At 46.8% G+C, this 18,782-nt stretch carries 16 protein-coding genes; 14 read left to right on the top strand and 2 right to left on the bottom strand.

The genetic code is table 11. The annotated features are described in order from the left end of the window. Positions 1-439 precede the first annotated feature (439 nt). The 14 genes from NYP55_RS03060 to NYP55_RS02995 all read left to right on the top strand — a co-directional run bounded on the left by NYP55_RS03060 (position 440) and on the right by NYP55_RS02995 (position 16,006). Positions 440-733, top strand: a complete 294-nt coding sequence (locus tag NYP55_RS03060) for an ACT domain-containing protein (protein WP_004131818.1) — start codon at positions 440-442, stop codon at positions 731-733. A 19-nt stretch (positions 734-752) separates the two neighbouring features. Beyond that, the gene (locus NYP55_RS03055; protein WP_472781564.1) at positions 753-2,117 is read left to right on the top strand and encodes a DUF711 family protein; all 1,365 of its coding nucleotides are present in this window, start codon (positions 753-755) and stop codon (positions 2,115-2,117) included. Positions 2,118-2,215: 98 nt separating this feature from the next. Then, positions 2,216-3,238 (top strand): ribokinase, encoded by a 1,023-nt coding sequence (locus NYP55_RS03050; RefSeq protein ID WP_472781563.1) that lies wholly within the window; start codon positions 2,216-2,218, stop codon positions 3,236-3,238. 67 nt (positions 3,239-3,305) lie between these two features. Continuing rightward, on the top strand, positions 3,306-4,322 hold the full coding sequence (locus NYP55_RS03045; RefSeq protein ID WP_004131821.1) for a ribose-phosphate diphosphokinase: 1,017 nt from the start codon (positions 3,306-3,308) through the stop codon (positions 4,320-4,322). 196 nt (positions 4,323-4,518) lie between these two features. After that, entirely contained in the window at positions 4,519-4,815 is a 297-nt protein-coding gene (rpsF, locus tag NYP55_RS03040) for a 30S ribosomal protein S6 (RefSeq protein ID WP_004131822.1), read from the top strand. A gap of 118 nt (positions 4,816-4,933) precedes the next feature. Beyond that, positions 4,934-5,575: a single-stranded DNA-binding protein gene (ssb, locus tag NYP55_RS03035; RefSeq protein WP_060785657.1), complete on the top strand. Its 642-nt coding sequence runs from the start codon at positions 4,934-4,936 to the stop codon at positions 5,573-5,575. Between the two features lie 207 nt (positions 5,576-5,782). After that, positions 5,783-6,031 carry a 30S ribosomal protein S18 gene (gene rpsR, locus NYP55_RS03030; RefSeq protein ID WP_004105399.1) on the top strand — a complete coding sequence of 83 codons (249 nt, stop codon included), beginning with the start codon at positions 5,783-5,785 and terminating at the stop codon, positions 6,029-6,031. A gap of 15 nt (positions 6,032-6,046) precedes the next feature. Next, complete coding sequence (rplI, locus tag NYP55_RS03025; RefSeq protein ID WP_472781562.1) at positions 6,047-6,493, top strand: 50S ribosomal protein L9; 447 nt, start codon at positions 6,047-6,049, stop codon at positions 6,491-6,493. Positions 6,494-7,094: 601 nt separating this feature from the next. Next, positions 7,095-8,237: a mevalonate kinase gene (gene mvk / locus NYP55_RS03020; RefSeq protein ID WP_472781561.1), complete on the top strand. Its 1,143-nt coding sequence runs from the start codon at positions 7,095-7,097 to the stop codon at positions 8,235-8,237. Between the two features lie 21 nt (positions 8,238-8,258). After that, positions 8,259-9,413: a diphosphomevalonate decarboxylase gene (gene mvaD, locus NYP55_RS03015; protein WP_415697456.1), complete on the top strand. Its 1,155-nt coding sequence runs from the start codon at positions 8,259-8,261 to the stop codon at positions 9,411-9,413. Next, complete coding sequence (gene fni / locus NYP55_RS03010) at positions 9,406-11,871, top strand: type 2 isopentenyl-diphosphate Delta-isomerase (RefSeq protein ID WP_415697457.1); 2,466 nt, start codon at positions 9,406-9,408, stop codon at positions 11,869-11,871. The genes mvaD and fni overlap by 8 nt, the downstream gene beginning before the upstream one ends. Positions 11,872-12,013: 142 nt before the next feature. Further along, complete coding sequence (gene rpmB, locus NYP55_RS03005) at positions 12,014-12,208, top strand: 50S ribosomal protein L28 (RefSeq protein ID WP_004128912.1); 195 nt, start codon at positions 12,014-12,016, stop codon at positions 12,206-12,208. Positions 12,209-12,304: 96 nt separating this feature from the next. Continuing rightward, positions 12,305-14,749, top strand: coding sequence for an ATP-dependent DNA helicase RecG (locus NYP55_RS03000; RefSeq protein ID WP_472781560.1), 2,445 nt, complete (start codon positions 12,305-12,307; stop codon positions 14,747-14,749). Positions 14,750-14,857: 108 nt separating this feature from the next. Next, entirely contained in the window at positions 14,858-16,006 is a 1,149-nt protein-coding gene (locus tag NYP55_RS02995; protein ID WP_020757721.1) for a PfkB family carbohydrate kinase, read from the top strand. Positions 16,007-16,092: 86 nt separating this feature from the next. Here the strand turns inward: NYP55_RS02995 and uriT are convergent, their stop codons facing one another. Then, entirely contained in the window at positions 16,093-17,514 is a 1,422-nt protein-coding gene (uriT, locus tag NYP55_RS02990; RefSeq protein ID WP_472781559.1) for a uridine transporter UriT, read from the bottom strand. Positions 17,515-17,639: 125 nt separating this feature from the next. Then, entirely contained in the window at positions 17,640-18,587 is a 948-nt protein-coding gene (gene uriH / locus NYP55_RS02985; RefSeq protein WP_004131838.1) for a uridine-preferring nucleoside hydrolase UriH, read from the bottom strand. Positions 18,588-18,782: the final 195 nt, after the last annotated feature.

The following is an 18,782-nucleotide window of genomic DNA, read 5'->3' as shown; positions in this document are numbered from 1 at the left end:
GTGTTCTTCTTTTATTCGTCCGCTTTATGGAGCATGCGATGCATTGCGATTGCTAATGTGTGCTTAACATGCATGCATTCAAGCTTTGCCCAATTACATGAACAGATAAATATTCATCAATTCAAGATATTATATCGTATTTTTGTTTTTTGAGTGAAATTTTTTAAGCGTGACGTTGTTTATAAGTGTAAAATTTACTGATGGGGGGGGGTATTTGACGCATATTATGTTGATATAACGATATATAGAGGATTTTATTATAAATTTTTAACCTTTTATGAAAATTTATTCATATGTTATTTTGGCGTGTTGCACAACTAAGCGATTATACGCGGCGGGCAATAGTATAAATAAGGAGCAAAACGCGCGCGAATGGCACATAAAATAGATAGAATAGCTGTTGCGCAGCAAAAATCACATATAGCCAATAGGAGTGATTATGAACACCACTAATAATGATGAAAACAAAGCCGTAATCACCGTAGTGGGCAAAGATGCTGTAGGAATCATAGCAAAAGTTACGACTCATTTAGCAAATAGCAAGGCGAATATTTTAGATATATCTCAAACAATCGTCAACGGATTCTTTAACATGATGATGATTGTAGACGTAAACGAAATAAGCGTAGAATTTGGCGAGCTGGCCGAAGAATTGGCAAAGCTGGGCGAAGGAATAGGCGTTAGCATACACTGCCAGCGCGCAGAAATATTTACAAACATGCACAGAATCTAGGGATTAGTAGGAGAAGCCCATGCTAAACATTATGGAAGTGAGCGAAACAAACTCCATGATCGAGCAAGAAAAGCTCGACGTTAGAACCATAACAATGGGAATAAATCTGCTAGACTGCGCAGACGCAAGCGTGCAAAAAGTGTGCGAAAACGTGTACAACAAGATTACGCGCCTTGCAAAAGACTTAGTTAGCACGGGCTGCGCGATTGAGCACGACTACGGAATTCCGATTGTAAACAAGCGCATAACCGTAACGCCAATAAGCCTAGTTGGAGCAGCAGCGTGCAAAAGCCCAGACGACTTTGTGCAAATTGCGCACGCGCTAGACAAAGCAGCAAAAAAAGTTGGAGTAGATTTGATTGGCGGCTACTCTGCTCTGCCTGCAAAATCCATGACAGCTGCCGATCGCATGCTTATAGAATCGCTGCCAAAAGCCTTGAGCGAGACGGATATTGTGTGCTCGAGCGCAAACGTGGGGTCTACGCGAACTGGAATTGATATGGATTGCGTTCAGCTGCTTGGGCGAGTAATCAAGCAAATCGCGCGCGCGACTGCAGACCGCGACTCGTACGGATGCGTAAAGTTTGTGGCATTTTGCAACGCTCCAGACGATAATCCATTTATGGCAGGCGGATTCCACGGCGTAACCGAAGGAGACGCTGTAATAAACGTTGGAGTATCGGGGCCAGGCGTGGTTTCGCGCGCGCTAGACGAGGCACGTGGCAAGGATTTTGCGTTCTTGTGCGAGACGATTAAGCGCACAGCTTTTAAGATTACGCGAGTCGGTCAGCTTGTTGCGCAAGAGGCATCTAGAAGGCTTGGTGTGCCGTTTGGAATAATCGACTTGTCGCTTGCGCCAACGCCAGCCGTGGGAGATTCCGTAGGCGAAGTCCTAGAGAAAATCGGACTTTCTACTGTTGGTGCGCCTGGCACAACAGCCGCTCTTGCAATGCTTAACGATCAAGTTAAAAAGGGCGGAATAATGGCCAGCAGCTACGTTGGCGGGCTTTCTGGCGCGTTTATACCTGTTTCAGAAGACGCAAACATGATTGCTGCTGCAAAGTCTGGCTGCCTTAAAATAGAAAAGCTAGAAGCAATGACGTGCGTATGCTCCGTAGGGCTAGATATGATTGCGATTCCTGGAAGCACAACTGCTGCAACAATATCTGGAATGATTGCGGATGAGGCAGCAATTGGCATGATAAATCAAAAAACAACTGCTGTACGCATAATACCTGTGGAAGGCAAAAGCGTTGGGCAAATGGCTAATTTTGGCGGTTTAATGGGGTACGCTCCTATTATGTCAGTAAATACCGCAAGCTGCGAGGAGTTTGTTTCGCGTGGCGGAAGAATTCCAGCGCCTGTTCATAGCTTTAAGAATTAGGCGAGTTAATCGTAAGTTAAATTGTGATTTGATTGCGGCTTGAATTAATACTTAATCACGCTTAAATCACGAATTAATGGAATTTTACGAAAGGATTTATGATGGAAAAGACTACGCCACTAAGCGGCGAAATGCTTGCTAGCGCGCTAAAAAAGATAGGCGAATCAAGCAATCACGTTGCTGTAGTAGGCTCCATGAACGCAGACTACACAATAGTCGCAGAGCGTCTCCCAAATCCTGGAGAAACTGTAAACGGAAGTGATTTGCGCGTTCTTCCAGGCGGAAAATCGGGGAATCAGGCCGTTTCTGCAGCAAAAATAGGTGCAAACGTGCAAATGTTTGGCGCGGTAGGCAGCGACGAAAATGCAAAATTCCTATTAAACACGCTAGAATCTGCTGGAGTAGACACGTCTAGAATTTTGCGTGTAGAAGGCGTAAAAAGTGGCGCAACAGTAATAACAGTAGACGCAAAAGGTGGCGAAAACACAATCGTTTACGCTCCAGGGTCTAATGCAAAAGTGAGCGTGGAATACATTAGCCAAAACGATGTTAAGCAAGCAATTTGCGGCGCAAGCGTTTTAGGACTTTGCCTAGAAAGCCCAATGGAAACCGTAACGGCGGCGGCAAAAATTGCGCGTGCGGCTGGCGTAAAAGTTTTGCTAAATAATTCTCCTTTTGTAAGCGAGCTGCCACGCGAATTGATTGAAAACGCAAGCATACTTCTTGTAAACGAGCACGAGATGGCGCAATTGCTTAAAATTAGCGAGCCAGAAGACGGAAATTGGGACGATTTTGATTGGCATGATGCGGCGCGCATTATGCACGAGTACGGCTTTGACGAGGCAGTTGTAACGCTTGGTGCAGAAGGCTCGGTTGTTTTAGACTATGCTGCGCAAGATGGCAAGAAGGCTGTGCGCATTTGCCCTCAGCGTGTTAAAGCAGTAGATACAACGGGTTGCGGAGACGCGTTTATGGGAACCGTTTTAGCAGGACTTGCAGCTGGATTTAGTCTGGATCAAAGCGCGCAAGTTGCAACTTACGTTTCGGCGTATGCAGCAATGGGATTTGGAGCGCAAAGCTCGTACGGCAATGCGCAGCAGGTTGTTCGCGCGTTTGAATAGTGGCGCTGTATGCTGCTAGACTAGTCGCGTATGCGTTTTTACTGATTTTGCAAACGGGAAGGCAAATATGTCAACAATTCTTGAAGGCACTCCAAAAAAGCAAATGATGCTTGTAACGGGTAGAGCGTATCCGCAACTTGCGGAAGAAACCGCCAACTACCTTGGAATAGACGTGCTGGAAACAACTGCCTACGATTTTGCAAACGGTGAGATGTATGTGCGCTTTACGCAACCAGTTCGAGGTGCAGACGTTTTTGTTTTGCAAGCGCACACAGATCCAATCAACAATTGGATTATGGAGCAGCTGCTTATGGTGGATTCTTTAAGGCGAGCATCCGCTAGAAGCATAAACGTTGTTGCGCCTTTCTTTGGGTATTCGCGTCAAGACAAAAAGCATCAAGGCCGCGAGCCGATTACAGCGCGACTTATGTTTGACTTGTTCCGATCTGCTGGAGCTACTCGTATTTTGACTGTAGACATGCATGCTGCTCAAGAGCAGGGATTCTTCGACGGTCCTGTGGATCACTTGACTGCTATGCCAGTTTTGATTGACTACGTTCGCAACACTATGAGCCTAGAAAACACTACGATTGTTTCTCCAGACGCAGGGCGAATCAAGGTTTCGGAGCAATGGGCTGCAAAGCTTGGCGGATTGCCATTAGCGTTTATTCACAAAACGCGCGATATAACAAGGCCAAATCACGCGGAAGCGCATGGAATTATTGGAGATATTCAAGGCCGCGATTGCATTGTTGTAGACGATATGATCGATACGGCTGGCACTATTTGCGAAGCTGTGCGCACACTTAAAGGCGCTGGTGCAAAATCCGTTACTTTGGTGGCAACTCACGCGCTGCTTTCTGGCCCTGCAGTAGAGCGACTTAAGAATTGCGGCGCGCGCGAAATCATTTTAACGGATACTGTTCCTGTTCCAGAAGAAAAGCGCTTAGAAAACATGACGGTTCTTTCGATTGCGCCTCTTTTAGCTGCTGGAATTAGGTCCGTGTTTAGGTCTGGATCGCTTGTTTCGCTTAGAAACGCGCTTCCAGAAGACATGAAGCATAGGAATATTTACGCTCATTAGTGTGGTTGATTAGCTGTGCGGCGGTGAGTCGCAAGCATGATGTAGACTTAATAGGTTGTTCGTAAAATTAAATATGCAAAAATTATTGCGTAATAATCGCGTAATAAATTGTGTAATAACTTGATTTACGAACGATTTTGCAAACACACTCCTGCTGTGGAAAGCCCGCAGCCGAATAGTCCGAAGGAGGTGGGTGATGTCTGCACATAAGTATGAACTGATGTTCATTGCCGATCCAGAGCTTGACGAGCGCGGTCTTAAGAAGTTGACCGAGCAGTATCTTGAGCTTGTCACCAAAGAGGGCGGTTCCGTTGATGGTACCGACTATTGGGGTCGCCGTAAGCTTGCTTACGAGATTGATGGCAAGAACGAAGGTAACTACGTTGTAGTGAATTACACTGCCGAGCCAGCTCTTAGTGACGAGCTTGACCGTGTTTTGAACCTTAACGAATCTGTAGTCCGCACGAAGATTCTTCGCAAGGACGCAAAGTAAAGCGAAATAAAGCAAAGTAAAGTCAAGATTTGAAAATAGTCAAAATTATTTTAGATATGCTCTAAATTGTTCCAAGTCTTACTAAATTGTTCCAAGTCTTAATAGAAAAGAGGCTACGATGGCTGGAGAAACTGTTATAACGGTGATTGGTAATTTGGCTAAAGAGCCAGAGACTGCTACCAGTTCTAACGGTAGTGTTAGAACGTCTTTTACGATTGTTTCTAATTCCTCTACTTTTGACAGAAGAACAAACAGCTACGTTAACGGCACGCCATTATCGCTTAGATGCGTTGCATGGGGTGACTTAGCTGAGCATTGCGCGCAAACGCTTACAAAGGGAATGCGCGTTATTGTTCAAGGTAGGTTGCGTGCAAACAACTACGTTGATAAAAACAGCAACGAAAAACGATACAGCATTGATTTGATGATTGATGAGATTGGGCCATCCTTGCGTTTTGCAACCGCTCAGGTTAATCGTTTGAGCTCGAAGGGCGGTTTTGCTGGGAACAATGGCGGATTCAATCAGGGCGCTGGTGCTGGAGCTGGTATGAATGCTGGTGGATACACTGGCGGTTATGCTGGCGGCGCGAATTATGCGAATAGTGCGGCTGTTGGTGCTGGTATGAATGCGCAAAATGGCGCTAATCAGGGCGTAAACGTTGAAGATCCGTGGAGTGCTTCTGCTCCATCAAACGGCGGATTTGCAACGTTTGGAGCTAGCTCCGATTTTGGTGGATCAGACGAAGAGCCAGAGTTCTAGTTTTTCTAGTTTTACTGGTTTACTAGTTTTATGCGCGCGCTAATGGCGTCTAGTCGCCGCTGCTTTAGGGCAGATAGTTTAGCGAATATGACTTATTGCTTGTAAAACTAATGCTGGTAAAAATCTAAATACGACTTTACAATTAAAAACATCAGTTTAGCGTATAAACAAAAACAAAAGTTTAACGCATTTAAGAGAGGACATCCTATGTCACGTAAGAGGCCGCAACCACCGGTCAAGCCTTTTAAGAAGAAGCCAAATCCTTTGAAGGCTGCCAAGATTACTGAAATTGATTACAAGGACGTTGCTTTGTTGCGTAAGTTCGTTTCGGACCGCGGCAAGATTCGTTCCCGTCGTATTACTGGTGTAACCGTACAGGAACAGCGCAAGATCGCGAAGGCCGTTAAGAACGCTCGCGAGATGGCTTTGCTCCCATACGCCACTACTGGTCGCTGATTGAGAGGATAGAACATGGCAGAAACCAAGGTTATTCTCACCAAGACCGTTGCAAACTTGGGTCACTCTGGTGACGTTATTACTGTTAAGGCTGGTTACGCACGTAACTACTTGATTCCACAGGGCTTGGCCTTTGCGTGGAATAAGGGCGCTGCTTCCCAGATTGAAGCGATGCGTCGCGCACGCTTGGCTAAGGCTGTTGCCACTCGCGAAGAGGCTGTTGCAGCTAAGGCCGCAATCGAAGGCACTGTTGTAGAAATCGCCGCTAAGGTGAGCGAGTCTGGCAAGCTCTTCGGTGGTATTTCCGCCGATAAGATTGCTGCTGCTTTGGCACCAAAGGCCGCAGTTGAAGCACGCGCTATTAGCGTTGCTGCAATCAAGACCACTGGCGAATTCCCAGCAACTGTGACTCTTCACCCAGAAATCAGCGCTTCCTTTACTGTTAAGGTTGTAGCTGAGTAGTTAAACATGTTCCAGCTTCCCACGCGGGTTTTGTGAGTTCTTGCAAGTTATTGTGATTTTGTGAGTTTTGCAGGATTTGCGTATTCTTGCAGGATTTCTGCGAAATTTGCGATGGGAGGCAATCCATTTGGATTGATCTTAAGCATTGGCTCTGTGCGAATTGTGGCGAGTTTTGCTTGCTGCGACTTGCGCAGAGCTTTTTTGTTTTCGCGCTACGCTCTAAGCGAAAAGGCAATTCGGAGCGCTGAGCCGCTCAAACGTAAAGTCCAGTGGACTTTACGTGCGGCGAAGACGTTCGCGCGCTTAGACCGCGCGAACGACGACCTGTCATGTAGTGTGTTTGTATTTGATTTTGGTGTTTTTAGTACAATCGCACTACATAAACACGTAGAACTGTAGTGTGTTTGTACTGGATTTACGTGTTTTATGATACAAACGCACTACATGAAGCGGGAAATGTGAATGTGTTGTGTGCGTATTGCGCAAATCGTGGTGTTTAGTCGCTTTAGCTACTAAATTATAAAAGTTGTGCAAATAAGCTTAAACGCGCATCAATTAAGCAATGCCAATAAGTGAACCAGTGCGTCGCAAAGGAGGATTAGTGACTGAGTGCAACACTTTAGCGAATCGCCACGCGTCCAATCCGTGCGATTGCAAGAATGAGAATATTTGTGAGAGTGCGGAAAATCGCGTACATAATCGCATACACAATCGCATTGGCGTTGGGCAGACTTGCGCAAAAGTAATTCTTTTTGGTGAGCATTCGGTTGTTTATGGCTACAGTGCAGTGGCTCTTCCGCTGAAAAATCTTAAGATGCGCGCAACAGTTAGGAGCGCAAACGCAGAAAACGCATTAAACACAGGTGCGCAAAAGTCGCAAGCAGCCGACGAGCTAGTTGCACAAATCGAAAATAATCCTAATAAAAACAGCTTGCAAGAGCTTGCTCAAAGTTACGTAACGCTTAAAGCGTTGAATTTTTGCGGGCCATTAAAAAATGCACCAAAGTGTTTGAACTCCATTAAAACCGCGATTTATAAGGCTTTGCAATTTGCAAATTGGCGCAGCGAAGCGTTACAAGTGGAAACAGCTTGCGATTTTCCGCCAGAGCGAGGATTGGGGTCGTCGGCTGCAGCTGCAGGCGCTGTAATTCGCGCGATTCTAGACTATTATGCGATTGAAGCCAGCGAGGATCAGCTTTTTGCGCTTACGCAGGAGGCGGAAAATGTTGCTCATGGGAAGGCATCGGGATTAGACGCTAAGGCTACTGCTTCGGCGCGCGCGGTGCGATTTTTGTGCGGCGAATTTAGCAACATAAATATACGATTGCACGCGTGGCTTGTTTTGGCTGATTCGGGATGCAAGGGTCAAACGCGTGATACGGTTGAAGCATTGCGCAAAAAGCGCGATTTGAATCCGCATGCGGTTGATGCGATGCTAGAGCAGCTTGGGAAAATTGCTATTAGCGCGCAAGAGGATTTAGAGCTTGGGCAGCCGTTGGATATTGGGCTTAAGATGAGCCGCGCGCACAAGATTCTTGCGCAATTAGGCGTGAGCACGCCACTTTTAGACGAGTTGGTTAGTGCTGCGTGCAAAAGTGGTGCTTTGGGAGCAAAGCTGACTGGTGGAGGTGGCGGCGGCTGCGTTATAGCGCTTGCGCAAAGTTACGAGGATGCGGTTAAAGTGGCGGCGGCGTTAGAGCGCGCAGGTGCTGCCAAAACGTGGATTGTGGAAATCGGCAGTTAGAAAGGTTATAGAAAGGTTATTGTGGAAAACGTTGAAATTGAGCCAAAAATAGCGTTTGACGAGTCGATGCAAACGCATTGCGCAATCGCGGAAGCAAACGCAAATATTGCGCTAATCAAGTATTGGGGAAAGCGCGACGAGCAGCTTATTTTGCCGTATTCTTCCTCGCTATCTTTGACTTTAGGCGGATTTTCCACTAAAACTAGCGTGCATTTTGACGATTTTCTAAAAGAAGACTCCGTTTGTTTAAACAACACAGAGCTTAGTGGCGATTTATTGCAAAGCGAAGAGCGTGCGCGAATCGTAAGAATACTAGACATGGTGCGGAAAATGGCTGGAATCGAAAGCCATGCGCGAGTCGTAAGCAAAAACACGTTTCCAACGGCTGCAGGTCTTGCGTCTAGCGCCTCGGGTTTTGCGGCGCTGGCTGCGGCGTCAGCGTATGCGTCTGGTCTTAGGTTAAACGCGCGCGAACTTTCGATTTTATCGCGCAAAGGGTCGGGGTCGGCATGCAGGTCGATTTATGGCGGATTGGTGTTGTGGAACGCGGGCGTGAGTAGCGAAACAAGTTATGCGGAGCCAATTGAATCGCCAAAAGATTTGAATCTTGCAATGGTGGCTGTTGTTTTGAATACAAGCAAAAAGAAGATTTCGAGCCGCAATGCAATGCGGCAAACGGTTGAAACATCGCCGCTTTATAAAAGTTGGATTGAAAGTTGTAAAGATGACATTGCAACGGCTTTGCAAGCGATTAAAAACTGTGATTTAGAGGCTTTGGGCGAGGTTTCGGAGCGAAACGCTTTAGGAATGCATGCTGCAATGCGCGCGGCCAATCCTAGCGTTGACTACCTTAGCGAAGAATCGCACGCCGTGCTTAGAGTTGTGCATCAAATGCGCGGCGAGGGGTGGCCTGTTTGGGCTACAATGGACGCAGGTCCAAATGTTAAGGTTTTAACTAACGCGGAGCATGCTTTGCGCGTTAAAAATGAGTTGAGTTTGCGCGTGTTGAGTGAGATTAAGAGTTTGCGCGAGTTGCAGAAATCGGCGGATTTGGCGGATTTGTCTCATGTGGATTTTGCGGAATCTGTTGAATCAGCGCAATCCAATCCGCAGTTTGTTATTGCGCGCCCAGGCGATGCGGTTAGCGTAACGGCGTACGGAGAAAATCATGACTAAGTTTCAAGCGGAAGCACCTGGAAAGCTTTATATAGCAGGCGAATACGCTGTTGTGGATGGAAGAGCGGCAATCGTAGCAGCTGTGAATCGTTATGTAAAAGTTACGGTTGATGCGGCTGGAGCTTGTGATTTTCTTGAAAATGGCGCATGTAGTAGGAATTTTTACGGCAGGAATTTTTACGGAAAAATTACGTGTGAGGATAAAAATTTTGAGCCATTATATTGGAAGTTTGGCGGCGGAAACGGTGACGGCACGCGTTTTGGCAATAACAAGGAATTTATTTTAGATAAAAATGATGGATGCGGATGCGATTCGCGCTCGGTTGCTTGCGATTTGCCAGCGGAAAAATCGCAAGCAACCAACGATTCGCTAGAACAAACTAATGTAGAAAAAATTAAAAAATACTACGCGTACGTGATTTCCGCAATGAACGTAGTGGACGAATATGCGCGCGAGATGGGCGTGTTGGGTGCGGAGGACGCACTGGGTTGCGCGCGCGAATACAACGTACACATTGAAAGCGATTTAGACGATAAAAAAAGTGGCAAAAAATATGGACTTGGATCTTCGGCTGCAGTAACGGTGGCTGCTGTTCGCGCGTTGTGCGAATGGTACGGATTGGCGATTGCAACGCCAGAATTGTGCAAATTGGCCATAATCGCGTCTTCGCTAGTAAAAAAGTCGGGAAGCGGCGGAGACGTGGCAGCAAGCTCATACGGTGGGTGGGTATTGTATCGCGCGTACAATCGCGAATGGCTTAAAGCGGAAGTCGAAATGATTGAAAGCGGCGACTCCAGCTTGTGCGAGTTGATGCAAAGAAAATGGCCGCGATTTGAAGTAAAACGCTTAAAAGTGGGCGCAAGCTTACGACTTTTAGTTGGCTGGACTGGGAGCCCTGCCAGTAGCGCGGAGCTTGTTGGAAGCGTGAAAGCTGGAGTGAAATCTGAGGCAAGCGGCACTTTAAGCGTGAATAATATTGATAAAACATACGCTGAAACATACGCTAAAACTTACGAAGATTTTTGCGTGCAAAGCGAAAAATGCGTGCAAAAAATCGCAAATGCGCTAGAAAATGGGGATTTTAACGCGTTATTAAGCGGATTCGCGCAAAATCGTGCGTTGCTAAAAAATCTTGGAGAAATCACGGGAACGCTAATCGAAACACCAAAACTTACGCAGCTAATCGAAGTTGCCAACAGTGCAGGATTGCCATCCAAAACAAGCGGCGCAGGCGGAGGAGATTGCGGAATTGCGATTGCGCGCGCACAAGATTTTGATGCAGTTGCTAATCTCATTAAAGACGAATGGCAAAAAAGTGGGATTGAGGCGCTTAATCTGAAAGTCGCGGAATTTGATGAAAATCGCGACTCTTCGCTTATTGAACAGCGCAAAGACGATCACATAAAACTTGCGTGCGAACAATATAAATCGCACGCGGACGCTGGTTTTGAACAAGTGCGATTTATTCCAAATGCGTTGCCGCAATTGGCGCTAAGCGATGTAGATACAAGCGTGCGCGTGTTTGGAGAATCCGCAAAATGGGACGTTCCGCTGTACATTAACGCAATGACGGGCGGCAGCAAGAATGGCGAAAATATAAACGCAATGCTTGCAAAAGTGGCAGCAAAAACTGGTGTAGCAATGGCTTCTGGCTCGCTAAGCGCAGCGCTTAAAAATCCGCGTCTTGCAGAGACTTTTAGCGTGATTCGGCGCTTTAATCCGCGCGGATTTGTTATGGCGAATGTAAGCGCTGGGGCAAGCGTTGAACAGGCGATTAAAGCTGTTGAAATTTTGCAAGCAAACGCGTTGCAAATCCACCTTAATGCGGCGCAAGAGCTTGTTATGAGCGAAGGCGACCGCGATTTTAGCGCGTGGCTTAGCAATATTGAGGCTGTTGTGCGCGCGCTTGATTCAATGAAAGTGCCAGTTGTTGTTAAGGAAACTGGATGCGGAATGAGCGCTGGGGATGTTCTGCAATTGCAAAATGTGGGCGTGCGCGCTGTGGACGTTGGTGGGCGCGGCGGCACGAATTTTGTTGCGATTGAAAATGCACGGCGTGGGCGTGGGCGCGGCTACGAGTTCCTTGATTCTTGGGGGCTTACCACTGTTGAGTCGTTACTAGACATAGCGCAATGCGATAAGATTTTGCACGATTCTTGCGATTCTTGCGATGGTGCGGTTGCTGGCAGTTGTGCGCAAATGCAAGTGTTTGCAAGCGGAGGAGTGCGTACGCCGCTTGATGTTGTGCGCGCGCTGAAGCTTGGGGCGAGTGCAGTTGGAGTTGCTGGCGAGTTCTTGCATACGCTAACTTGCGGTGGACAGGATGCGCTTGTTGAGCAGATTGAGGATTGGAAGACGCAGATTCGCGCGATTATGGCGTTGCTTGGATGTAAGAATGTTGCGGATTTGCGCCAAAATTCGCGCATCTTGATTGATGGCAAGCCGTGCGCGCTGTAATGTCTGGCGTAGTGATATACTTGTGTAGTTGTGCGTTCAGGCATGCTTATTTGTTTATGCGATTTAGCGTCGGTTAGTCGCGTTTGGATTTGCATGGATGAGCGACGCAAGACTTGCAAGTCAAAGAAAATAGGAGTCCATTATGGCAGCTCGTTGCGCATTATGTGGCAAGGGACCGCAGACCGGTTTCAGTGTTTCACATTCGCACATTCGCAATAAGCGCACCTTCCGCCCGAACCTTCAGCCAGTTCGCACCACCATTGATGGCGAAAATGTTCGCCTTCGTGTGTGCGTAAAATGCATTAAGGCAGGCAAGGTTCAGCGTGTTGAAGCGTGAATCGCGTGTTAAATGTAAGGCCCTGAGCAGTGCTCGGGGCTTTTTCTATTTCCCTATTTTTCGCTTAAATCGTAGCGCAACGATTATAATCGAAGTATGGCAGCACGCATAACACTAAACACAGCAATATCGTCAATCGTAAGCAACAAGCGCCGCGTGTCTGCCTTAAAATCGCTAGGTGTAGTCACAGTAAAAGACGCGCTAACGTACTACCCGTTTAGAGTCACAAATCCGCTAAAACGCGCGCATTTAAGCCAAATTTTGCCAGGTCAAGAAGTGGCATTTTGCGCGATTATACAGTCCATAAACATAGTACAAATGAATGCGCGAAGAGGGTACCGCCTAGACGTAAACGTTTCGCAAGATGCCTCGCGCGCTCAAATCGTCTATTTTTCAAAAAGCAAGCAATACGCTCAATGGGTTAGCAGCCGCATGAGCGTTGGTCAAACCGTTGTTGTGGGCGGCACGAGCGGCGCGTTTAATGGCGTTTTGCAATTTACGCATCCGCAAGTTATAAGCGTTTTAGCGGCGCGTAGCGATGATGAAAAGTCGAGCAATGATGAGAAATCTAGCAACGATGAGAGATCCAGCGCGTCTGTCGATTTTGTTGCACAAAGTGTTGAAGAAGCGTTTGAAAAGTTATGCGCTCCTCGTCCGATTTACCACGCAAATTCGCGAATTTCTAACGACCATATTCACGAGACGATTTTAGGATTATTGCAACTTTTTAAGAGTTGCGATAGTGGCGATTTTGCGCCTGAATCCTTGCCTGAATCTTTGTCTGAATCCCTTCCTGAATCCCTGCCAGACATTCTTCCGCAATCCGTAATCGTAAGTAAAAATCTTATGCACCGTGCGGATGCGTTTGAATCAATCCACAATCCGCAAAACAAAGAGGACTTTGCGCGCGCAATCAACACAATGCGTTTTGAAGAAGCGTTTATATCTCAAATCGCTGTTTTGCAATCGCGCGAGAATTCGCGTCTAGGCTCTGCTTATAAATGCAACAATGGCGATTTAAGGCAGCAGTTTGAAGAAAGTTTGCCATTTGCGTTGACGGAAGGCCAAAAAAACGTTATTAGCGAGATTACGGAAGATATGCAAGGCGCGCAGGGCGAATCGCAAGCAACCGACGAATCGCCAGCAGCCGCAGAGTCCCCATTAAAACCAATGCGTCGCCTTTTGCAAGGAGAAGTCGGCTCTGGTAAAACGGTTGTTGCAATGAGCGCAATGCTTCAAGCTGTTGGTTCGGGCCATCAAGCGGTTCTTGTTGCGCCAACTCAAGTGCTGGCTCATCAACACGCCGAAAACTTGCGCAAAATGATTGCGCGCGCACACATAAACGTTGAAATTACGCTTGTAACAGGCGGAATGAAGCTGGCGGATCGAAGAAGCGCCCTGGCAAAAGTGGCAAGCGGCGAGCCTGCGATTATAGTGGCCACTCATGCCGCATTTTCCGCCAGTTTTAAGCCCACAAACCTTGCGCTGGCTATAATCGACGAGCAACACAGATTTGGCGTTGAGCAGCGCGACTCGCTTATACGCAAAATGAGCAATAATGCGGATGTTCATCTTCTTGTTATGACAGCTACGCCGATTCCACGATCTGCTGCGATGACTTGGTTTGGCGATTTAGACGCGTCTTACTTAACGGAGCTTCCAGGCGGCCGCAAGCCGATTCGCACGTTTGTTATAAACGAGTTGGATTTTGCAAAAATGGCAGCTATGTTTAGCCACATTCGCTCCAGGATTGACGCAGGGGATCGCGCGTACGTTGTTTGTGCGCGAATAGATGATGACGATAATGGCGATGTTGATAATGGCGATAGTGGCGATTCGCATTATGGTGCGGCTGCTGGCGATTTTGGCGCATACGGATCTAATCCACTAAACGATTCGCAAGTTAACACGCAAGCGCAAACCGATATTCAAGTTCACACAGTATCGCAAATTTCAACTCGTCTTAAAAACCTCTCTCAATTTAGTGGCGTCAAATTTGCTGAGCTTACAGGCCGCACAAGTGACGACGAAAAGCGCAAAATTATGAGCGACTTTGAAAGCGGAAAAGTGCAAATCTTGGTTTCTACAACTGTAATCGAAGTTGGTGTAGACGTTGCAAAAGCAAGTTGCATAGTGATTTTTAACGCAGAGCGATTCGGGCTTGCGCAGCTTCATCAACTTAGGGGACGAGTGGGGCGCTCTGGTACGCAATCATGGGCTTTTCTGGTATCTGCAGCTCAAGACAACGAGTTGGCGGCAGCGCGTTTGCAAGTTGTAGAAGAATCGCTAGATGGCTTTGTAATCGCGCAAAAAGACTTGGAGCTTAGAAACGTTGGAGATGTTTTAGGAGACAGTCAGTCTGGCGGAAAATCAAGCTTAAAGCTGCTACGAGTTGTTAAAGACGCGCATATTATTGCAGACGCAAGGCAGTGCGCAACTTCGATTCTTGCAAGCGACCCGACTTTGCAAAATCACACTCAACTCGCTGGAGCTGTTTTAGACTTTACTCGCGGAAGCAGCACGGCAATTTTGAGCAATTAGAAGAAAATCGAGAAGAAAATCGCACAATTTTTTACAATTTACGTGCGAAAAAGACAATTTTTGAATATTCTAGAGATATAAGGTAAAAACGCGAGAGACGAGGCAAAGATGACTGAACGCGAACAACAAATATTGTCGTGGATTCAGCAGAATCCTATGATTAGTCAGCAAGAGCTTGCAGACTTAGCGGGCATTACAAGATCTGGTGTAGCTGCACACATTTCTAATCTGATTCGCAAAGGATACCTTAGAGGCAAAGGCTACATTGTTACGCCGCCAAGCTACGTGACTGTAATTGGCGGAATAAGCATGGACGTTTTGGGAATCGCGTGCGGAGATCTTATGGACTACACGTCGAACGCTGCAAAAGTGCGCTACGCGCTTGGCGGAGTTGGGCGAAATATCGCAGTTGCTTTAGAGAGGATGAACACGCGCGCAAGTCTGGTCTCTGTGTACGGAGGCGACCATAATGGCGAGTTGTTCAAAATCGACGCATCTGTAAACGGACTAGATATAGGCTACTCAAAGCAGCTGCCAGACGCAATGACAGCGTCTTACATGTACGTTGGAGACGCTTCGGGGCAAAGGCTTTTGGCACTAGACGATATGAGCATCTACGATTACATGACGCCAGACTTTTTGCGTGAAAGAATATCAATCATAGAAAACGCAGACATTGTTGCGCTCGACACAAACATTTCGCAAAAGTCATTTGAATGGGTGTGCGATAACTACCATAAGCCGATTATGGTGCGCGCAATAACGGATGCAAAAGCTACGAGAATACTTTCGCGCTTAAATTGCATTGATACTCTTGTTTTAGACACTGCAGAATCGCAAGCGCTTACTGGAATTTGCGCTGTAGACGAAAGGTCAGCTGTGCAATGCGCAAAGGCGCTGCTTAAGCGCGGAGTTAAGCGCGTGTTTGTTAATTCTGGGCGAGAAGGCGTTGCGTATGGAATACTTGGGGAAGGCATTGCGTTTTATCCTGTGCCTTTGCGGCGCGTTCAAAGAATGATTGTTTCTAGAGGAAATGGATCCGAAGGTGCTAAGGCTGTTGGCAATGACAACGGTTCTAGCGATACTGCGACTGCAGCTTTGATTTACGCGCGATACAACCACTTTGATAATTCCAAGACGGGGCGATTTGCGGTTGCTGCTGCTGCTCTTAATATGGAGTCTGTTGAAGCGGTGCACGAGGCGATGACGCCAGAGCTTGTTGAGGAGCGTATGCAAAGCATTCATGAGCGCGCTTGAATACTGCCTGGCAAATATAAAAAAGACCGCAGCTAAAAACTGCGGTCTTAGTTTATTCTGCTATTTTCTTGTGATTGATTAGTAAATCACTCGCAATCTTCTGGCTTAGGGATTAAGAACGAGCATGCAAACGCGAGCGCAAGTAGCACGATTCCAGCAATCATCGAAGCAACGTAGCCAGTGGTGGCTCCAGCGTTCTGCGCAAAATTGGTCATAACAGCGTAAAGAATCGCAAAGCTCAATCCTGCACCAAGGTTAAACGCTCCAGCATTCATACCAGGCAAATATCCAGGATTATCCTTAGGCGAAAGCACAATTCCAAGGCCATTAAGCATAATGTTTGCAACACCTGCGTAGCTAATTCCAAGCCACAAGGAAAGCACTACGAGTCCCCAAACAGAAGGCATCTCGGAAACATACATTCCAAATACAACGCCAAGAACGCTTACGAGGATTCCAGCGCGCAAAACGAGTCGGTAGCCAAACTTTGCAGCAAGCATGCCAGCAACAGGGCCAAACACAAAGCCAATGATTGCGTATGGCGTAAGAGTTGCAAAGCTCACAACACTTGCGCTCATTGCAGCACCAGACTTAGCATCTTGTGCAAGCTGTGGAACAACGCCATTCATGATTGCAAAAACGCCCGTCATTGTAAGAAGCGTGCAAGAAAGCAAGCCCCAAGTGCGGCGTTGGCTCATATATTTTGTAGAAACAAGCGGAGCGGAGTTTTTGCCCTCTACGTTCCAGAAGATTACAAAGAAAACGATTGCAAGAACTACAAGAACTGCAACAAGCGTCAAGTTGGCGCCAGCAAGCTTGCCGATTTCGTTAATCGCAAGATATGCAGCCAAGAACGCGATGCCAAGCGTTACAACGCCAACCCAATCCATCTTAGGAGTGTCTTGAGCGTGCGATTCTTCAGTCTGGAATATAACCAAAAGAACTGCAATTACGCCGATTACAGCCATAGTCCAAAATACGGATCTAAAGCCAAAGTTGCCTGCGAGCCAGCCGCCTGCAAGTGCGTCCACGCCTGCAATTCCGCCGTTTACAGACGTTAAAATTGCCATCAACTTTGCGTAGCGCTTTTCTTCGCTAACGCGCACGCGCAGCATAATCAAGCACATTGGCACAACAGGACCGCTTGCGCCTTGAAGGATTCGGCCAATCATAAGAACCGTAACATTTGGTGCAATGGCGCTAATAACGCATCCTAAAATGGTTGAAACCAGAATGCCTGTAAGTACTTTTTTGCGACCAACAATGTCTGCCAAGCGAGGTAGGAATAGCGAAAACAGCGCTGCCGCCGTAAAGAACACGGTTTGTGTTAGCGCGATTTGCGTATCCGTTGTTTTAAACTCGTGCGTCATAGTGGCGAGTGCTGGGGAGAGCATGGATGCGTTTAGCTGGAACGCAAAAATGGCCACTAGAAGTGCGGTCATAAGTGCTACGATTGAGCGCCCGCCCTTGTCTAACATGTGTGGAGCTGGAGATGAAACCTCAGTCATAATAACTCCTATATATTTGTTTGGTTATTAGGGATCTTCTCTTGTTAGGGATTTTCTCTATTATCTTTTATTTATTTGTTTGATGTCTATTGTTTGACTTATTTGGTTTATTTGACTTATTTGGTTTATTTGATTCCATCGATTCGCTTTAGAGCGTCGATAATCAAATCCCAGAACTTGTTAAAGTCAAGCTTAGTGGCCACTTGCGTATGGCATTCGCTGGCTGATGGCTCTGGTCCGCGCAAATCTGCAACCGTCATTCCAAGTGTTAAATCGCCTTTAATTTCAACGTCTAGAGGGCATCTGCGAGTTTGTACAACACTGTGGTCAATCAAGTACGCAACCGTGCAAGGATCGTGCACAGGTGGGTCAATAAAATCTTGATTGTTTTGGTATGTTTTGCGGAAGAAGTCCATCAAACCGCTTGCAAACGCAGAAAGAGGTGTGCCGATTGCGTCGATTTTAGCTTGTACTTGCGGCGTGCAAAGTGCTTGGTGCGTTAAATCAAGACCAACCATTGTAATAGGCCAATCTTCATTAAACACAACGTGAGCGGCTTCAGGATCTACCTTAATGTTAAATTCTGCGACCGCGCTCCAATTGCCAACGTGGTAGCCGCCGCCCATAAGCACAACTTCCTTAACGCGGCTAACGATTCGCGGCTCCATTCGCGCAGCCATTGCAATGTTTGTAAGTGGGCCAGTTGGAACAAGTGTAATCGTGCCTGGCTCGCTGTTCATAATCGTGTTGATAATCCAGTTTACTGCGTGGCCTTCGTCTAATGGGCGAGTTGGCTTTGGAAGCGTTACTCCGTCTAGGCCAGTTTCGCCATGAATGGATGCAGCCACTTCTAGCGGGCGAATCATTGGACGATCGCATCCTGCGTGAACTGGAATGTTTGTTGCGTGAGCCATTTCTAGCGTTGCTCGCGCGTTGTATGTTACTTTTTCGAGGCTTTGATTACCGCCGACTGTTGTTACGCCAATCAAATCAATGTTTGGGTTGCCAAGCGCTAGAAGAATTGCCATCGCGTCGTCGTGGCCAGGGTCGCAATCTAAAATGATTGAAGTCATTGCTGCTCCTTAGTTGTTTAGTTATATGTCAGTTGTATTTGGGATTTAGATATTTTATGCTTAGGCTTTTTAGCAAACTTCATTGTTTAGCGTAGTTTTGGATAAATCGCCAGAAACCAGTGCTAAGCAACATTTGTTGATGTTAATAAACAAATGACCAATACAATTTTAACAAGGATAAAATTTGACACAAGT

The sequence above is a fragment of the Gardnerella sp. c10Ua_31 genome (genome assembly GCF_055700915.1).
This window is presented reverse-complemented; position numbering and strand designations above follow the sequence as displayed.

Coding starts and splice junctions, on each gene's coding strand:
- NYP55_RS03060 (WP_004131818.1), top strand. CDS start 440: ATGAACACCACTAATAATGATGAAAACAAAGCCGTAATCACCGTAGTG.
- NYP55_RS03055 (WP_472781564.1), top strand. CDS start 753: ATGCTAAACATTATGGAAGTGAGCGAAACAAACTCCATGATCGAGCAA.
- NYP55_RS03050 (WP_472781563.1), top strand. CDS start 2,216: ATGATGGAAAAGACTACGCCACTAAGCGGCGAAATGCTTGCTAGCGCG.
- NYP55_RS03045 (WP_004131821.1), top strand. CDS start 3,306: ATGTCAACAATTCTTGAAGGCACTCCAAAAAAGCAAATGATGCTTGTA.
- rpsF (WP_004131822.1), top strand. CDS start 4,519: ATGTCTGCACATAAGTATGAACTGATGTTCATTGCCGATCCAGAGCTT.
- ssb (WP_060785657.1), top strand. CDS start 4,934: ATGGCTGGAGAAACTGTTATAACGGTGATTGGTAATTTGGCTAAAGAG.
- rpsR (WP_004105399.1), top strand. CDS start 5,783: ATGTCACGTAAGAGGCCGCAACCACCGGTCAAGCCTTTTAAGAAGAAG.
- rplI (WP_472781562.1), top strand. CDS start 6,047: ATGGCAGAAACCAAGGTTATTCTCACCAAGACCGTTGCAAACTTGGGT.
- fni (WP_415697457.1), top strand. CDS start 9,406: ATGACTAAGTTTCAAGCGGAAGCACCTGGAAAGCTTTATATAGCAGGC.
- rpmB (WP_004128912.1), top strand. CDS start 12,014: ATGGCAGCTCGTTGCGCATTATGTGGCAAGGGACCGCAGACCGGTTTC.
- NYP55_RS03000 (WP_472781560.1), top strand. CDS start 12,305: ATGGCAGCACGCATAACACTAAACACAGCAATATCGTCAATCGTAAGC.
- NYP55_RS02995 (WP_020757721.1), top strand. CDS start 14,858: ATGACTGAACGCGAACAACAAATATTGTCGTGGATTCAGCAGAATCCT.
- uriT (WP_472781559.1), bottom strand. CDS start 17,514: ATGACTGAGGTTTCATCTCCAGCTCCACACATGTTAGACAAGGGCGGG.
- uriH (WP_004131838.1), bottom strand. CDS start 18,587: ATGACTTCAATCATTTTAGATTGCGACCCTGGCCACGACGACGCGATG.